17 protein-coding genes and 2 pseudogenes are annotated in these 16,528 nt (G+C 67.3%); 4 read left to right on the top strand and 15 right to left on the bottom strand.

From position 1 onward, the window contains the following. Positions 1–6 precede the first annotated feature (6 nt). The 5 genes and pseudogenes from KHP60_RS17550 to KHP60_RS17530 form a co-directional block, all read right to left on the bottom strand. Positions 7–1,545, bottom strand: coding sequence for a DUF2793 domain-containing protein (locus KHP60_RS17550; protein WP_213565622.1), 1,539 nt, complete (start codon positions 1,543–1,545; stop codon positions 7–9). Positions 1,546–1,752: 207 nt separating this feature from the next. Further along, a pseudogene (locus tag KHP60_RS17545) lies at positions 1,753–5,610 on the bottom strand (glycoside hydrolase/phage tail family protein). Then, the gene (locus tag KHP60_RS17540; RefSeq protein ID WP_213565621.1) at positions 5,610–6,038 is read right to left on the bottom strand and encodes an NlpC/P60 family protein; all 429 of its coding nucleotides are present in this window, start codon (positions 6,036–6,038) and stop codon (positions 5,610–5,612) included. Before KHP60_RS17540 ends, KHP60_RS17545 begins: the two are co-directional and overlap by 1 nt. 206 nt (positions 6,039–6,244) lie before the next feature. Further along, a complete protein-coding gene (locus KHP60_RS17535; protein ID WP_213565620.1) occupies positions 6,245–7,135 on the bottom strand; it encodes a DUF2163 domain-containing protein in 891 nt (296 codons plus the stop codon). Between the two features lie 189 nt (positions 7,136–7,324). Further along, positions 7,325–7,963 (bottom strand): DUF2460 domain-containing protein, encoded by a 639-nt coding sequence (locus KHP60_RS17530; protein ID WP_213565619.1) that lies wholly within the window; start codon positions 7,961–7,963, stop codon positions 7,325–7,327. Positions 7,964–8,044: 81 nt separating this feature from the next. Here KHP60_RS17530 and KHP60_RS17525 point away from each other — a divergent pair, with 81 nt between their 5' ends. Beyond that, complete coding sequence (locus KHP60_RS17525) at positions 8,045–8,290, top strand: YdcH family protein (RefSeq protein WP_213565618.1); 246 nt, start codon at positions 8,045–8,047, stop codon at positions 8,288–8,290. Positions 8,291–8,423: 133 nt separating this feature from the next. On the opposite strand, the gene KHP60_RS17520 is transcribed toward KHP60_RS17525, so the two are convergent. Then, positions 8,424–9,098, bottom strand: a complete 675-nt coding sequence (locus KHP60_RS17520; protein ID WP_213565617.1) for a phage tail tape measure protein — start codon at positions 9,096–9,098, stop codon at positions 8,424–8,426. Between the two features lie 64 nt (positions 9,099–9,162). Between KHP60_RS17520 and KHP60_RS17515 the strand changes: the two genes are divergently transcribed. Continuing rightward, positions 9,163–9,534, top strand: coding sequence for a hypothetical protein (locus KHP60_RS17515; protein ID WP_213565616.1), 372 nt, complete (start codon positions 9,163–9,165; stop codon positions 9,532–9,534). Here the strand turns inward: KHP60_RS17515 and KHP60_RS25875 are convergent. The 6 genes from KHP60_RS25875 to KHP60_RS17485 form a co-directional block, all read right to left on the bottom strand. Further along, positions 9,512–9,664 carry a phage tail assembly chaperone gene (locus tag KHP60_RS25875; protein ID WP_409366296.1) on the bottom strand — a complete coding sequence of 51 codons (153 nt, stop codon included), beginning with the start codon at positions 9,662–9,664 and terminating at the stop codon, positions 9,512–9,514. The genes KHP60_RS17515 and KHP60_RS25875 overlap by 23 nt on opposite strands. Before the next feature lie 35 nt (positions 9,665–9,699). Next, positions 9,700–10,077 carry a gene transfer agent family protein gene (locus KHP60_RS17505; protein WP_213565615.1) on the bottom strand — a complete coding sequence of 126 codons (378 nt, stop codon included), beginning with the start codon at positions 10,075–10,077 and terminating at the stop codon, positions 9,700–9,702. Between the two features lie 159 nt (positions 10,078–10,236). Beyond that, a complete protein-coding gene (locus KHP60_RS17500; protein WP_213565614.1) occupies positions 10,237–10,647 on the bottom strand; it encodes a phage major tail protein, TP901-1 family in 411 nt (136 codons plus the stop codon). 171 nt (positions 10,648–10,818) lie between these two features. Beyond that, positions 10,819–11,229: a DUF3168 domain-containing protein gene (locus KHP60_RS17495; RefSeq protein ID WP_213565613.1), complete on the bottom strand. Its 411-nt coding sequence runs from the start codon at positions 11,227–11,229 to the stop codon at positions 10,819–10,821. Further along, positions 11,226–11,561 carry a phage head closure protein gene (locus tag KHP60_RS17490; protein WP_213565612.1) on the bottom strand — a complete coding sequence of 112 codons (336 nt, stop codon included), beginning with the start codon at positions 11,559–11,561 and terminating at the stop codon, positions 11,226–11,228. Before KHP60_RS17490 ends, KHP60_RS17495 begins: the two co-directional genes overlap by 4 nt. Before the next feature lie 197 nt (positions 11,562–11,758). Beyond that, positions 11,759–12,325, bottom strand: a complete 567-nt coding sequence (locus KHP60_RS17485) for a head-tail connector protein (protein ID WP_213565611.1) — start codon at positions 12,323–12,325, stop codon at positions 11,759–11,761. Positions 12,326–12,349: 24 nt separating this feature from the next. Between KHP60_RS17485 and KHP60_RS17480 the strand changes: the two genes are divergently transcribed. Beyond that, positions 12,350–13,090: a trypsin-like serine protease gene (locus KHP60_RS17480; protein WP_213565610.1), complete on the top strand. Its 741-nt coding sequence runs from the start codon at positions 12,350–12,352 to the stop codon at positions 13,088–13,090. A gap of 121 nt (positions 13,091–13,211) precedes the next feature. On the opposite strand, the gene KHP60_RS17475 is transcribed toward KHP60_RS17480, so the two are convergent. Beyond that, positions 13,212–13,463 carry a hypothetical protein gene (locus KHP60_RS17475; protein WP_213565609.1) on the bottom strand — a complete coding sequence of 84 codons (252 nt, stop codon included), beginning with the start codon at positions 13,461–13,463 and terminating at the stop codon, positions 13,212–13,214. A gap of 187 nt (positions 13,464–13,650) precedes the next feature. Here KHP60_RS17475 and KHP60_RS17470 point away from each other — a divergent pair, with 187 nt between their 5' ends. Further along, complete coding sequence (locus KHP60_RS17470; protein ID WP_213565608.1) at positions 13,651–14,448, top strand: trypsin-like serine protease; 798 nt, start codon at positions 13,651–13,653, stop codon at positions 14,446–14,448. Between the two features lie 261 nt (positions 14,449–14,709). On the opposite strand, the pseudogene KHP60_RS17465 reads toward KHP60_RS17470, so the two are convergent. Together KHP60_RS17465 and KHP60_RS17460 are read right to left on the bottom strand one after the other, a co-directional pair. Continuing rightward, positions 14,710–15,947: pseudogene (locus KHP60_RS17465) on the bottom strand (phage major capsid protein). 270 nt (positions 15,948–16,217) lie between these two features. Then, complete coding sequence (locus KHP60_RS17460; protein ID WP_213565607.1) at positions 16,218–16,430, bottom strand: hypothetical protein; 213 nt, start codon at positions 16,428–16,430, stop codon at positions 16,218–16,220. Positions 16,431–16,528 lie beyond the last annotated feature (98 nt).

Below are 16,528 nucleotides of genomic sequence, written 5' to 3'. Positions count from 1 at the left end.
GTTTCCTCACAGTTCCGCCTGCAGGGCGATGAAGGCCAGGTTGCCCAGATAGAGGAGGCCGACGGCTCCGGACGCGCCGCTGAAGGTGGCGCCGGCCTGAAGCCGGAGAACGATGCCAGATGCGCCGGCCGCCGTGAGCGTCGTCACGGCCAGGGCTCCTGCCAGCGCCACCCAGGACGCTCCGCTGTTGCTGTAGAAGCCGATCTGATTGCCGTTGGGAGGTCCGTTCCACCACGAGAACCCGCTGGTCGACAGGACCGGATCGGCTCTCATCAGCACCGGCAGGGTCAAGGGGATATCGATGTTGTTGCTGGCAAAGCGCTGCCCGAGCGCGCCCAGCACCGCAGGGGATCCGCCGCTGACGCCGAGGCGCTGGTAATAGCGCCGGCAGCGGAGCTCCTCGATGTCGGGCGACACGCCCGTCCAGGGGGTTGCATGCGCCCCGACCTCCAGCTTCACGCGCTTGAAGGAACACGTGCCGGCGGGTTGGAGCCGCACCGTGATGTCGCCCGTCTCGGTCCCGTCGAGGGTCACGCTGGCCGAGCACCGGCCGGAACCTGCCGGAATCGTCGCGGCTTTCGAGCCGATCATGACAGGCAGAGGCTCCGAGGGATCCTCGACCGAGAGGGTCAGAGTCACGCCTGCGAAACTGGCGGCCCCGATCTCGGCGGCGGCCTGGGTCCCGTCGACCATCTGTTCGAGCGCACCGGACAGCGTGATCCTGCCGTCCGGTGCGAGACCGAGCGTACAGCCGCCCGGCCCGCCTTTCCAGCGATCGAAGCCGAAGACGCCCGCACCCAGCGCTCCGCCGGCGAACTTGCGCTGGTTCACGAGAAAGGCGGAATTGATCAGGAGGTTCGGTCCCGGCAGGTTGGTGATACCGCCAGGGAACGACGCCACGCCCGTGCGGCGGTCCACCCGCAGCGCATCGCGCCACTGGCTCCCGTCGGCCGAGACCCGGATGCCGAAATCGTCGCTGCCGATCAGGCCCATTTCCGCACGCCCGCTGAAACCCCGCTGATAGAGCTGCGACAGGACGCCGGATTCGGTGCTCTTGTTGAGCACGAAGCGCAGATCGCCCGTTCCCCCCTCCTCAACTCCCAGTGCCGCAAACAAAGCCGCATTGAGCTTCGCCGACAAGCGGTTCAGATCGTCGGCCGTCGTGCCGAGCCCGAGCCGATCCAGATTGTCGAGCGCTTCCGGGACCGAGCCGGCTGCCCTCCATTCGCTCCCGTCGAACAGGACGAGCAGGTCCTCGGCCTCCACATAGGCGAGCCATCCGGGACGCGGCGTGAAGAAGCGCCATGCGCCGAGGTCGAACGACGCGATGTTGCCCTCCTGGTTCGCGAAGGCGCCGGTCGCGCCGGCGCCGACGAGAAAGCGGTCGCCTTCCGCAGGCGATGCCGGCGGCGCGGCGCGGTTGCGTTCCTTGATGGCAAGCTGCACGAGCGCGTCGAGCGCCGCGAGAGCCTCGTTGTGGGTGACATGCTTCTGCGCCTGCGCCGCGGCGAGGAGCGGCAGGGAAAGGTGGGGTGTTGATGACATCGGGTTATTGGCTCTGATGAAGGAAAGAAAATCGGCAGGGACTTGCCGGGGACGATGGCACCTCTCTCACGTCATCACCGGTCTTGTGCCGGTGATCCCGATGGACTGAAGCGTCGCGCCTCACAGGATCGAGATGGCCGGCACAAGGCCGGCCATGACGAGGCGGGTGTCATCCCCGGCGAGCTGGAGGAGAGGAAAGGATCCCGATCAGAGTACGGCCACCGTCGCGTGCCGCTCGAAACCGCGTCCGGCGACGGCGCTCATCTGCGCGATGCGGAGGCTGAGCGACGATTGAGGCTCGCCGAAATCCGCAAGCTCCTCGGTGCTGCCATAGAGTATGGAAGGCTGCGCACTCGTGAGCGTTCTCACGACCACGCCGCTCCTGAGGATGTCGATCTCGTAGCGCTCCGCATCCTCGCCCAGAGGAACGTCGACGGCCTCCCAGCCATCGCCGTTGCGGCGCGTGCGGCGCAGCCAGTCGAGGCGAATGCCGCTCGCGTCCCGACGGGCTGAAGGATGCACCGGGCTCAACGGCTTGAGCGCATCCCACCCGACCGTCGCGACGATCTCCGCGACCGCAGGATCCGCGTGGTCCCGGCCCGAGGGGCCGATCCGGTAGCGCCAGGTCTGGCCGAGATCCTGCAGGCTCCTGGTGAGCGGCACGACGGCCTCGTCGAGTTTCACGAGCAGAGATCCCGCCGGCACCGTTCGCCCGGCCTCGGGCTCCGATCCGGCAAGGCCGCGCAGGAAGCGCGAGAGACGATAGGTGCGTTCGCCGATCATTTCGGCTCGCGCGGCGGAGACGATTTCCCATCGGCCGTTCGTGCCCTGCAGCGCGAACAGATTTCGACCCACGAGCGCAGCCTCGTCGTCGATGGCGCTCAAGGCGCCCGAGGAAATCTCCACATCGAGCACGGCGCGCGGATCCCAGCGCCAGAGCGGACCCGGCGCGAGCGCCGTCTTCGTTCGCCCGATCACGGCCGGCAGATCGATGATGCGGTACGGCGTGAAGCTCGCGCCGCTGCCGGAGCGCCAGATCGTCATGGCGCCCGGCCAGGGATCGGCCGCCACCGCGACGTATTGCAGAGGCGCGGGATCGCCGAGAGCCGCCGCTAGGTCGAGCACGACGACGGCCGGCTTGCCGGGCACCGGCGGCGGACGCCGGACTGGCCGCGGGATCGAGGAACCGGGCCGCTCGAAGACGGCGGGCTCCACGGCCCGCGTGCTGACCTTCCGCGTCGGGCCGTCGGCGATGCGCGTGATGCGATGGAGCTTTCCACCCGCATCGGTCGGAACCGCGATCACGTCGCCGGGCTCCAGCTCGATCCGCCGGGGCGAGAGCTCGAACTCGGCGCTTTCGCGCCCGGCCCACAGATCCTGCAGCCAGGTATCGGCGAGGCGCTGCGCCTCCGCGCGGCGGGTGACGACGGCGCTGTCCGCCCTCGCCTCCCGGCGGCTCGAACCGGACAGGCGCCGCGATGCCACGGAAGCCCGGCGGTAATCCGTATCGCTTTCCGTGAAACCGATCTCCACCTGCTGCGGCAATTCGGTTTCCTGTGCCCAGGTGAGCTTGAGCGACGGCTCCTTGTCGCCGAGCACGAAATCGTCCTTCGTCAGATGCACGATGGCCCGGCCGCCGCGCCCCTGCCATGCGATGCCGCCGCCGCGCGCGACGGCATCGATGCCGAAGAGGCGCAGCAGAGGCTCGAGCGCCGCGCGAACCGACATGGGCCGGTCGATCACGTAGCCGTCCACGAAACCGTCGACAGGGATGGCACCGGGATCGGCAAAGCCGAAATCGCGCAGGATGCGGGCCAGCAGGCGATCGAGCGTCGCGCCCTCGATCCGGCCGGTGATCCAGTGGCCGGTTTCCCAGTTGCCGCCATCGGCCCAGACCGCGTCGAAATCGGGAAAGGCGGGATACGGCCTTGCGTCCCAGGCCCAGACGAACACGTTGTCCGGGTCGACCATCCGTCCGCCGTAGGACGGTGACGAAGGATTGTACTCGGATGAAAAGCCTCTCTGGGCCGGGTCGAAGCGCGAGAGGATGGCCTCCAGGGTCCGCGCCTGGGCGAGATCGTCGCGCACGCCGCGGAAGAACGGCGGATAGGCGGATTCCGACGACTTGGGATCGGGAAACACGTTCGGGCCGTTCGGCCCCTTGTCGACCGCCGGCACGCCGATTTCGGTGAGCCAGATCGGCTTCGATTTCGCCTGCCAGGACGTCGATCCGATCTCGGCGCCGTTCACGCGCTCCACATGCCGGTTTGACCACCAGGACACGAGATCCTTCGCGCGGAAGATCCAGGGCTTGTCGTAGGCCCCGTCGGTGATGGGCCGGCGCGCCTGCGCGGCCCGCTGGGATGCGTTGGCGTAGTATCAGTCGAATGCCTCGCCGCTTCCCAACCGCGCGCGCAGATAATCCACGTCGTAGATGCTGCGTGCCGCAGGCAGGTCCGCGTGGTCGGGGCCGTCGCGCCAGTCCGAGATCGGCGGGTAATAGTCGATCCCGACCGCATCGATGTCGTCGCTGGCAAACAGCGGATCGAGGGGAAAGCGCACCTCGGCGCCGCCATCGAGCACATGGGCACCGTATTCCGTCCAGTCCGCCGCATAGACGATGGTCGTGGATGAACGCAGGATGGCCCGCACCTGCCCTGCGAGCGCCTTCAGCTTCGTGACGGCGGGATACACGCCCGACGACGAGCGCACGCGGGTGAGGCCGACGAGTTCGCTCCCGAGAATGAAGCCGTGAACGCCGCCGGCTTCTTCAGCGAGGTTGGCATAATGCACGACCATGCGGTTGAACCCTGCCGTGCGCGTGAACCATGGCTCGATCTGCGTGGCGGCCGCACCCGTTCCGTCGGGCGATCCGCTCCTCCCCGGCGCGGGATGGCAGGTGATGCGCCCCCGCCAGGGATAGGGCAGCTGGCCCGCGCCGCCGTAAGGGTCAGGCAGGTCGTTGCCGCCGGGCACGTCCATCATCACGAAAGGATAGAGCACCACCTCCAGGCCACGGGCCTTCAGGTTCCTGATCAGGCGGACGACGGATTCGTCCGAGGGCGTGCCGCCATAGGCCGGAGACCCGTCGACGAGGGACACCGCCTTCGCGCCGTCCCGTGTCAGGCCCGCGACCGACCAGGCGGCGCCGTCACTGGTCTTGGTCTTCACGTCCACGCGCGGCTCGATGAGGCAGGATCCCGCGCGCAGATCGTCGCCGAACCAGCTCACCACCAGCGACACCCGCTTGACGTTCGGACAGAGAGCCTGGAGGGCATCGAGGGATGCCGCCACGTCGGTGTCGCGCCGCATCTGATGCCGGTTCTCCGGCCGGGTCCTGCCGAGATCGAGCACCTGCGTCACGGGCAATGTGTCGTAGCCGAACTCGCTCGCCCCGGGGATGAGGCAGACCGCCCGGATCATGCGGTTGAGGCCGTCGGCGGGACGGACGACCTCGAAGGAGAATTGCGGCACGCGGTTGCCGAAATCCGCGAGCGGCAGGCGCTCGAATACCACATAGGCGAGGCCCCGATAGGCCGGTGCGTTCTGGGCGCCCTCCTTGGCGACGATCAGCGGGTCGGCGCTCTGCGCCTCGCTGCCCGCATGCACGCGCATGGTGATGGTGCTGAGATCGAGCTCGCACCCATCGGCCCAGACGCGGCGGATGAAGGCGATGCGCCCCTCGCACAATCCCACGGCGAGATTGGCGAAATAGGAATAGGTGGTGGAGACGGTCTTCGGCCCGGCCATGCCCTTGCCGCCCTGATTGGATCGGTCGACATTCGTGTTCACCACCTCCTCGAGCCGCGTCGCCCAGATGAGCTGGCCGCCGATGCGCGCGCGGCCGTAGACACGCGGAATCGGCGCCCCTTCCGTGGAGGTGAGCCCGTCGATGTCCTTGAGGCGGGGACCCTCGACATGTTTGGTGTTGTCGCCGCCGAACAGCGCGTTGTCGATCGCGGCCCCCGCGAGCCCTCCCAGGGCCCGCCCGGCCATGGCCCCGATGGGGCCGCCGATCATGCCGCCGACCGCGGCACCGACGGTTTGTAAAACGATTGTGGCCATTATGGTTTGTCCGGAAAGCGAAAGGCGTAAGCGAGGTGGCGCCGCCACCAGGGGCGGAACGCGACCTCGGCCACCGATGCGCCGTCATGGGCGTGGATCATGGTGTCGGGCGAGGCTGCGATCGCGCAGTGCTTCGCCGGCATGGCATCGCGCCAGCGAAAGAGCAGCACATCGCCTGCGGCAAACTCATCGCACGCGATCTCGACGAGATGTTTCCGCGCGGCGGCGAGCAGAGTGTCGGCTCCGGCTTCAGCCCAGTCGGGCGAGTACGGCGGCGGCAGTTCGGGCTCTTCGCCCATGACGCCGCGCCCGACTCCGCGCAGCAGCCCGAGGCAGTCGCAGCCGACGCCCTTGAGCGACGCCTGATGGCGGTAGGGCGTGCCGATCCAGGAGCGCGCCTCGGCGAGGATGATGTGGGGTTGGGGCATGTTCAAAATCGCTTGCAACCGAAAAGTCCTCCACCCTCCCTCCAACGCCATCACCGGCCTTGTGCCGGTGATCCCGATACGTTGAAGCGCTGCGCTTCACAGCATCGGGATGGCCGGGTCAGGCCCGGCCATGACGGGAAGGTTTCACCAAGTCACAACACTCTCACCCCTGCCCCTCTCGGCGAGGGCGAGGGAAAAGTGGCGCCTCACCGAAAAAAGCTGCCGCCGTCGAGGCCCGGCTCGCCCTGTTGCGGCATGCGGATGATGAAGTCGTTGCCGGGCATGTGCGGGAAGCCGCGGAAGTTCACGGCGTTCCTGAACTTCGCCCGGCACGTCGCATGAGTCTTGTCGCAGCCCGCCGTGACCCGGAACGTGTCGCCGACCTTAATGGCCCGAGGCGCGCGCTGCCACAGGTCGAACTCGTCCGTGCCGCCGGTCGCGCGATGCACCTTGATCTCGACCGACAGGCCGGCATTGTCGCCGCCCGTCCAGGTGAGCCGGCCTGCCGTGCACCATCCGTCCGAGAAGCCGATGCCGGAGGCCGCGATGGACAACGCCCCGTCCGTGCGCGTGACGGTGCCGGAATCGGAATATGCCGACGAGGAGAGATTGATGCCGCACCGCTCGTCGCCGAGATCCGCCGAGCATGTGGCGCGGAACAGGCGCCCGCGCTCCTCGTCGAAACGATGCATGAGCCCCCTCACCTCGGCGACGAAGCCGCCGTCGGCGCGACGGATCTCGCCGATCGAGCCGACATCGAGGAGCAGGCGCTCCTCCACGTTGCCCCAGTTGACGAGCCAGGTTTCCACGCCCGCATCGTCATAGAGGCCCGAGGCGATATCGTCCTCGGTGAGCCCTGCGGAGACGAGGGCGCCGGAGACCTCGCCGCCACCGACGGCGAAGCCGAGTTCGGCCGTCGCCTCCGCGGCCTCGAGCCCGGTTCGGGCCGCATAGAGAGTGCCCGCGAAGGAGAGATCGCGATCGTGATCGGTGAAGCCGAAGGCGGTGCCGTCGAGGCGGGTGAGCTTCCAGCAATGGCAGAGATTCGTCGCCCCGTCCGCCAGATGGGCGGCGAGGTTCTGCGGAATGGTGCGCATGAGTGTCCTTGTGGTGGATACCGAGATCTCACCCCTGCTCCGTCATGGCCGGAACAAGGCCGGTGACGATGGGGTGTCATGACGGTGTCATTCCCGGCCGGAGCGAAGCGGAAGGGAAGGGAATCCACCCGCGTGCTCGACGCCATGGATCCCCTTCCCTCGCTGCGCTCGCCGGGGATGACAGGATGCCTAAGGAACGATCTCGATCAGCGGGATCTGCGGGATGCCGCCGGCGTCGAAGGTGGAGAGGTCGATGTCGAGTTCGTCCGTGTCGAAGCGCACCGGCACGTCGAAGGCGAACCCGGCTGTGATGACGGCGCCCGCAGGTGGAGCGGCCGTGAAGGTCACGAGACCCGTCGCGGGGTCGCAGTTGAACCCCGATCCGACCGCCTGCTCGATCCCGTCGACCGCCACCCGGACCGTCCCGCCCACGGGCTTGGCGATGGGGCGGCTGTAAGGCGCGAAGGACGCGCCGTAGGTCTTCACCAACGGGAAGCCCGCGCTCTGCCCGTCGCCGGTGCCGATGCGCTGGTCGAGGGGCGTGGGCTCCTTGGCGGGCGGGCCGGAGCGCCAGTCGGTCCGGTCGCGGAAGCGGAAGCCGTAGAGTCTGCCGCGCCGCTCCTCGAAGAAGGCGATCACGCTATGCAGCGCATCGACGGTCCTGATCCCTAGGCCCGCATCGTAGCGGCGGCGGGACCCGGCCCAGCGGCTGTTGCGGTGCTCGCGGCCGGAGGCGAGCGTGACGATATCGGTCCGCCGCACCGGTCCGCCCCGACTGCCGAGGCTGACATCGAGCGGAAAGCGGACCTCGTGGAAATCGGAGGCCATGGTCGATCCATGTTCTTGAAACGAAAGAATGAGGGTGGCGTTGACGTCGCGAAACGCCATTCAACAAGGAGCCAGCAGGCGATGAGCAATGCTCCCAACGACCTCGCGGACGATTTCCCCGACAAGCGTGACCGGATTCACGAGCTCAAGACGAGCAACAATCACTTCTCGCGGCTCTATGACGAGTACGATGAACTGAACCGCACGATCCACCGGATCGAGACCCGGGTGGAGCCAAAGCCCGACGAGGTCGAGGAGGAGCTCAAGCGCCGCCGGCTTCGGATCAAGGACGAGATCATGGCGATGCTCGACGGGGCGGGCGGCTGAGCGCGATCCTTGGAGAGCAGCCCCAGGAATAACACCCTCTCACGTCATCACCGGCCTTGTGCCGGTGATCCCGATGGCTTGAGACGCCGCGCTTCACCGGATCGGCCATGACGTGCGACATGCCCACGAAGGCCTACATCCCGCGCTGGCCGCGCGCGACGGCCCGGGCGAGCGCGGCGGAGACCTGCGCCTCGGACCGGCGGAAGCTCTCCGCATCGGGCGTCGAAACGTTCACGGTCACCGAGACCGGCCGCCCTCCAGTGCCTGAGCGCACGCCGAGCCGCCCGTCCGGCCCGCGCGCCAGCGGCATCACCGCCTCGGCGCCCTGCTCGCCCATGACGCCGAGCCCGCGCCCGAGCGGGAAATAGGTCGGCGCGCCGATCACCCCGCCTTGCGCGAGCGGCATCACCATGCCGCGCGAGAGCACGCCGCCTTGCGCGAAGGCAGAGCCTCCGGCGCCGAAGAGCGAGCCGAGGATCGAGCCCAGCCCCTTGGTGAGACCGCCGAGGAGGCCGCCGCCGTCGAGCGGCAGCGAACCCTCGAGCGAGCCCGTCATCATCCCCTTGACGCTCTGGCTCAGGGCCATCTGCAGGGGCGCCAGCGCCAGGCGCAACCCTGTTTCCACAAGGGATTGGCGCACGGATTTCAGAACGTTATCAAATTTCTTGCCTTCCGCGATGTTCTTGGCGAAAGCATTGGACAGGGAGTCGCCGAACTTTTCGGAGAGGCCGATGAGGGTGTTAAGTTGGCGCTTGCGGTCTTCGGTTTGCGTGTCACCGACGTTCGCGACGGGCTTTGTTTCAACCACGATTTCTGCTCCATGGATCAGGATCGTTCTCGCGGCGCTCTTGTTGGGTTCAGAGGCTGCCTGTGTGAGCACCCCTCCCACGAGAACGGTATTCAAAACACCTGGACTCAGCTCGACTGAGTGGAGCCGCGCTGAAAAGGAATGCGCTTACGAAGCCGAGAAGGCGACCGCATCTGCCAACCCGAAGACCGCCGTCTCCTATACCTGGAGACAGATCTACATCATGTGCGCCGAACTAAAAGGTGCAACGTTCGTCGGAAGAGTGACGATGCCGGACGAACAGTGGAAACGTCTTTCGACCTCATGCCGCGAGGAGGCGAGCGATGCAGTCGCCGGACGCGCCCCCTCCCGCGGCCGGGAAGAAATGAAGGAAGATTTGGAAGTCGAATGCCTCAGGCGCAATGGAGTCGTCTTCAGCCAATCGCTGTATCCCTGATCCTGTCGCCATCCGGAAACGCCTCCATCAATCGCCTGAGATCGCCGCTCAGCGCCGGCCCGATCTTGCGACCGCCGCACAGCCCTTCCCACGCCGCACTCAGCTCACGCGGCGTCGCGCGCCAGAAGATGTCAGGGCTCCACCGCAGGATGCTCAGGCCGAGCGTCAGCGCGTCGTCCCAGGGGAAGGCGTGCGGCTCGCATCCTGCGGATCCGGAGGGTTTAGCGATCCCTCGCCCCCGCCGAAGGTCGTGACGAGGAGATCGGCGAGAGCTGCGGCCACGGGTTCGATCCCGTCATGCAGCGGCAGGCTCGCCACCGCCGCGTCGCTCAGCGCATGGCCGCCGCCGCGCAGGGCGACGGCGAGCAGCGTGAGCAGGTCGCGGCTCGACAGGCCGCCCGTGCCGAAGCGCTGGCCGAGCCCCATGAGATCCTGGACGCCGAAAGCGTCCTCAAGCTCCGCCAGCGCACCGAGGGTCAGGCAGAGGGTATAGCGCGTGTCGCCGAGCTGCAGCGCCACCTCGCCCCGTCGTCTGTTGGGCATATTTTTTCTTTCTGATTGGAGCATTCTCTCACTGTCATGGCCGGGCGTGTCCCGGCCATCCCGAAGATGTGAAGCGCCGTGTTTTTCCAATCGGGATCACCGGCACAAGGCCGGAGATGATGTGGAGAGCCAGTGTCGTTGAAGCAGCCGGATGCGCGCTCACAGCGCCACGAACGCCAGCGCACCCGCCGACTCGAACGCCATCTCGAAGGTCACCTCGCCCGCATGGTCGCCGCGGTATTCCAGGCTCGTGATCTGGAACGGGCCTTCGACGCGGCCGAAATCGGGAATGACGATCTGATAGGTGAGGATGTCACCGTCGAAGAAGACCTGGCGCATGCGCGCGTCGGATGCTTCGTCCTTGAACACGCCGGAGCCGGAGATCGACGCGCGCCGCACGCCGACGCCGGCCAGGAGCTCGCGCCAGCGCCCGGCGGATTCGGCGTGGGTCACGTCCACGGTCTCGGCATTGAAGGCGATCTGGCGCGTGCGCAAGCCCGCCACGGTGACGAAGCCGCTGCTGCCGTCACCGATCTTGATGAGCAGGTCCTTGCCCTTCTGAGCAGGCATGGGATGTCCTTTGTTGTGTGAGAGAAAACCAGATGTGCACGGAGGCGAGCTCACATCCTCTTCTCGTCATCACCGGCCTTGTGCCGGTGATCCCGACTGGAAGAGCGCAGTGCTTCAAACAATCGGGATGGCCGGCACAAGGCCGGCCATGACGTGGGACGGTGCAATCCCTCAAGCCACTTCCGTCACCGCGCGCAGGCGCAGGGTGACGCGGCTGAGCCCGCTGTCCTTGTCGCGTTCGGAGGCGAGCTCCGTGACGCGCAGGTTGACGAGGCGGTGCCCGTCGAGCAGCAGCGGCGCATCGTCGAGGAGCGCGTCGAGGCGCTCGGCGACGGCAAGCGCCGTGCGCGCGCCGCCGCGCTCGGACCAGACCGCGATGCCGAGATTCTGCTCGTGCCCACGGTCGTGATCGGTGGACCAATCCGTCGCGCGCACATCGGAGAACAGGGCATAGACCGGCTCGGCGCCGCGCGGAGGCTCGTCGTAGAGGCGTAAAGATCCACCCATGAGCGCACGCAGCTCCGCATCCGCCGCGGCCGTGTCCAGGATCGCGCGGCGCAAGGCGAGAACGGGGCTCGTCATGCCCGCATCTCCTCGACGAGGCAGACGAGATCGCGCTTCGATCCGTCCGGATCGGAGGCCGCGCGGATGGCGAAGCGGCGCGGTCCCGAGGTCAGGCGCATGGCGCCGGTCAGGCCCTCGCGATAGCGCAGGGTGATGCGGTGCGTCAGGCTCTGCTCGGGGCGGTCCGCGCGCACGCGCTCGGCTCCCGAGAGCATCTCGATCGCGCCCCAGAGCTGGGGACCGGAGGTATAGGTGCGGATGACGCCGCCGAAACCGTCGGGCCGCTCGAGCGGCATCTCGAGCACGAACCGGCGCGCCCGCGCGCCGATGGGAATGGGTTTGGTTCTCATGAAGATGCTTGCCAACAATTGAAGAGCGCTCCCGTCATCGGCACTTCGGGCAACGGGATGCAAAAATGATGCGCATTTCCCTCCCCCTTGTGGGGAGGGATTAAGGGTGGGGGTGTCGGCGCCTGACCTTCATAGGCTAGCGCTCACACCCCCACCTCCAACTTCTCCCCACAAGGGGGAGGAGAGTATGGTGGCGCCTAAAGCCGCATCCGCTGAAACGGCGCCACGAGGGCGACGGCTTCGGGCGGGAGGATCTGCTCGCCGATCACGTCGCCCCGGTTCTCGAACCAATGGGCGACGAGGATGCGGATCGCGAGCTTCAGCGTGGCCGGCACCGCCTCCGGTGCGGCGCCGAAGCCTGCCCGCAGCGCAATGGAGATGCCGTGCTTCGGCTTGCCGGGCTCCGGCGCTCCGGCGAGCGCGATGCGCGGCGGATCGCTCAAGGTGTCCGTCTCGAAGACGCTCGCCGGGACATCGGTGACGTTGCCCGATGCATCCGTGACGGTGATGCCGTCGACGGCGATCAGCGGCGACAGCGGCAGCAGGATCGTTCCGCCGATGGGCCAGCGATCCAGCACCACGCGCCAGTGCTGCTCGATCAGGATGCGCCGCGATGCCGCCTCGACCATGAGGCGGGCCGCCTTGATGAGCCCCGCAATCAGGTCGTCCTGCGAACCGTCGTCGACGTCGACGCGAAGATAGGCCTTCATCGCCTCGAGCGTTATGGGCTCGACGGCGGGGCCGCTGATGAATATGGGAATCATCTTGAACAGGAATCCTTATGAGTCATGCAACGTCTGGTTATGCTCTGTCTTGCCCTGCCGCTGATGGCGACGCAGGCGAATGCCATCGTCGGCGGCGCCGAGGACGAAGGTCCCCTGGCCCGCCGGAGCGTGATGGTCCTGAGTTCGAGCGGCGGCGTCTGCAGCGCCGTGGTGCTGGCGCGCGACGTGGTGCTCACCGCCGCCCATTGCGTGACGGGCGCCGCCGAGCATCGGGTGCATTTTCGTGACGAGACCGGCGAGCCGGTGCTGATCGCGCCCGCCGCGAAGGCGGTGCATCCCGGCTACAACGCCAAAGCCATCGAGACGCGGCAGCGCTCCGTCGATCTCGCCCTGCTGCGCATCCCCGAGTCCCTGCCCGCCCGCTTCGAGCGGGCGACGCTCACCACGGCGAAAGTCGCGGAGAACGATCCTGTACTCGTCGGCGGCTATGGGTTGTCCCGCGAGGGCGACGCCAAGACCTCCGGCACCTTCCGCACCGCATCCCTGACGGCGGTTGAGCCCTATGGCCCCAGCCGCATTCTGCTCTGGGCCGAAGGGTCCGGCACGGCGAGTGCGTGCCAGGGCGATTCCGGCGGGCCGATGATGTCCGGAACGACCGTCGCGGCCATCACGAGTTGGTCGTCGCCGGAGAAAGGCAGAAGCTGCGGAGGCGTGACCCAGGGCATCCTCGTCGGCCCTCAGCGCGCATGGATCGACCGGATCCTGAAAGGCTGGAATCGCGCCGCATCGTGGAGCGCCGATTAGAGCATCCGCGATGCGCTGCGATCGATGATGACCGACATGATCCTCTCCCTCGTCATCATTCTCTCCCTCGTCATCACCGGGCTTGTCCCGGTGATCCCGGTTAGGAGAAGTACGGCGCTCTTCACATCGGGATGGCCGGGTCAAGCCCGGCCATGACAGCAGAGGGTGTGACCCAGGACCGTGTCCTTCGCCACCGCGTCATCACCGTTCCCGCCCGGTCATCCCCGGCCTTCGTACCCTCCGACGTCATCACCGGGCTCGTCCCGGTGATCCCGATGGATTGACCCGCCGCGCCTCCACGGGTCGAGATGGCCGGCACAAGGCCGGCCATGACGTGGTGGGTTTCGTTCTCGGCCGGCACGAGGCCGGTCATGACGAGGCGGATGGGATGCCGCCTGTGGACGATGATGAGCCGAACGCAATTCCGAATCTGCCACGGGCGCGAACAGCGAAGGGCATTTTCACGTCCAACGCTCTAGATATCCATAAGGGAACGGAACTATCCTGACGGCCAAGTCCTTGCCTTAAAAAATCCCTCCCCCACACGGCATCATCATTCCATGCGCGCGCTGCCAACCCTTGCTCTTGCCGTCTTCACCCTTGTTGCCACTCCCGCGTGGGCCATCCTGCAAGGCGCCACCTCGCGCGATCCGAACGGGCTGCGCCGGTCCGTGGTGTCCATCGAGAGCTCCACCGGCGAACTCTGCTCCGGTGTGGTGGTCGCCCCCGATCTCGTGCTCACCGCCGCCCATTGCATGACGGACCGGGCGGCCTACCGGGTCACCGCCCTCAACCGCGCCTTCAGGCAGCAGCGCTTCAACGTCGCCGCGCTTTCTATCCATCCCACCTTCGTGCCCGGCACGACGCCGCGCACCCAGCCCGGAATCGATCTCGCCCTTGTCAAGCTCGATCGACCGCTCGGCCCCGACTTTCTGGCCCTCGATCCGGCTGCGGCCGGTCGGATCGACGTGGGCGACGGCGTGACGATCGCAGGCTTCGGCGTGCTGTCGGAGCGGGCGAGGCGCACGGCCCGGACGCTTCGACAGACCAACCTGGTATCGCTGGGCCCCATCGAGGTGTCGAACCGTGTCCTGATCGTCGTCGATCGAAACCGGCTCGCCGAGACGGCGGGAGCCGGCGCCTGCCGGGGCGATTCCGGCGGGCCGATCCTGGCCGCCACCCAATCGGGCTATCTGCTCTACGGCATCACGAGCTGGTCGAGCGGCCCCTTGCGCAGCCGTCAGCCGAGCGCCTGCGGCGGCCTCACGGCCGTCACTCCGATCGTCGAGCATCTCGGCTGGATCGCCTCGACCATGCGCGGCCTCGCGGCCATGAACGGCGCATGGACGGGCAATTGAGGCCATCACCGTGCCGCCTTTCATTCCCCGCCGAAGCGCAGCGAGGGACTTCAAGCAAGGGAGCGTGTGAGTGGATCCCCTTCCCGGCCTACGGCTGCCGGGAACTGTTCCCACCGCGTCATGGCCGGCCCTGTGCCGGCCATCCCGATGATGTGAAGCGCCGCGCCTCTCGCATCGGGATCACCGGCACGAGGCCGGTGATGACGTGACGAGTGGGATGTCCCGTGGCCTCTCCCCATGGCCTCGCCATGAGCGAGCCTCTCAAGCCGAAAACTTCAGCAGCTTGATTGCCGCATAATCCTGCACGCCGCCGCCCACGCGCTTGGTGGTGTAGAACAGCACGTAAGGTTTCGCGGAATACGGATCGCGCAGCACGCGCATGCCGGCGCGGTCGACGATGAGGTAACCGCGCTTGAAATCGTCGAAGGCGAGTGCGCATGCATTCGCGGCGATGTCCGGCATGTCCTCGGCCTCGACCACGGGGAAGCCCATCAGGGTGGCCGTCTGGCCGAGGCTTGCGGGCGGCGCCCAGAGATACTGGCCGTTGTCGTCCTTGAAGCGGCGGATCGCACTCTGCGTCTTGCGGTTCATGACGAAGGAGGCGTTCTGCCGATAGCCGCTTTTCAGCGCATAGATCAGGTCCACCAGCACGTCGGACGGATTGTCGGCCGGAAGGTCGCGCCGCCGGTGCGTACCACGCCCAGCTTGCCCCATTCCCAGACCTCCTCCTCGACGGTGTCGGCCGAGAGAAATCCCTTCGGCTTGTTGACGCCGTCGCCCGTCACGAAGGCGGTGCTCTCCTGCTCGGCGAAAGCCGCCTCGACCTCCTCGGCGATCCAGCGGTCGATATCGACCACCGCGTCATCGAGAAGGGTCTGGGTGGCGGCCGGCATGGCATAGAGCTCCATGGCCGGGAAGCTCATCTCGGAGAGCGTCGGGCTCGCGGTCTGGGGGCGGGCCGCCGTCTCGCCGACCCAGCCCGTCGCCGGGCCGGCGGTGGAGAAGGCGCGCTTGTACTGGCCGCCGGAAATCACCCGCACCGACGAGATGGCGCGGATCGGCGAGACCGCGGAGAGACGGCGCAGTACCTCGCTCTCGACCGTGTCGGGCACGAGATAGCCGCCGTCCGGGCCGGAGCCGGCGGACAGAGCCTTCTCCTCGAGCCGCTTCAGGCCCGATGCCTCGCCGGAGCGGATATAGGAATGGAACGCCGCCTTGTGTTCGGCCTGGGCCGGGTCGCGCACGGCATCCGCGCTGCTGCCCAGGTGCGGACGCGAGCGGTCGAGGGCGAGACGGTCGAGGCGACGCTTGGCGTCGTTAAGGGCGGTGTCGATGCGGGTGAGCTTCTCGTCCGTCACCACGTCGCCCGAAAGCCGCGTCTCGATCTCGGACAGGCGCGTATCGTTGGCGTCCTTGAACGCCTCGAAGGCACGGGCGAAATCCTCGAAGGCCGAGGCGACATCGTCGGAAGCGGATTTGGTGTCTACAATGGGGATCATATCAATCAATCGATTCAAACAGGTTTTCACGAAAAAGGCCCGCCAGGAGGCGGGCCCGTTTATTTCCCCGGGAGGGGAAATCTTGAGGGTGTTGCGCGTCGGGATTGCAGCTCTGGACGCCCCTCGCCCGTCATGGCCGGGATTGACCGGGCCATCCCGATCGGAAGAGCGCGGCGCGTCAATCGTTCGTCATCACCAGGACAAGCCTGGTGATGACGAAGGAGAGTACGGCGCTGCACGGTGCGCTCATGACAGGCAGCGTTTGCCGCTTTAGCGGCGGCGAGCGCGCCGCGTATTGGACTGCACCGTGTCGGACACGGCCGGTCCGGTCGCAGCCCCGATGGCGCCGCCGGCCACCGCGCCGACCGGGCCTGCAACCGCCCCGACGCCCGCGCCGACGGCCGCGCCGCCGACCCGTTCTTCCGTGGTGGTGCAGGCTGCGGCCGCCAGGCCGAGGAGCGCGACGAAAGCGAGCTTCTTCATCAAAACCTCCCGAGACAAACGGAACACAGACACCTCTCCCTCAGGACAGGGCCCGCCGTATCCGCAATCGTGCGGGCGTTCATCTAACGCGCTCCCAC

This window comes from Microvirga sp. 3-52 (assembly GCF_018383585.1).
GTDB lineage: Bacteria > Pseudomonadota > Alphaproteobacteria > Rhizobiales > Beijerinckiaceae > Microvirga.
This window is presented reverse-complemented; position numbering and strand designations above follow the sequence as displayed.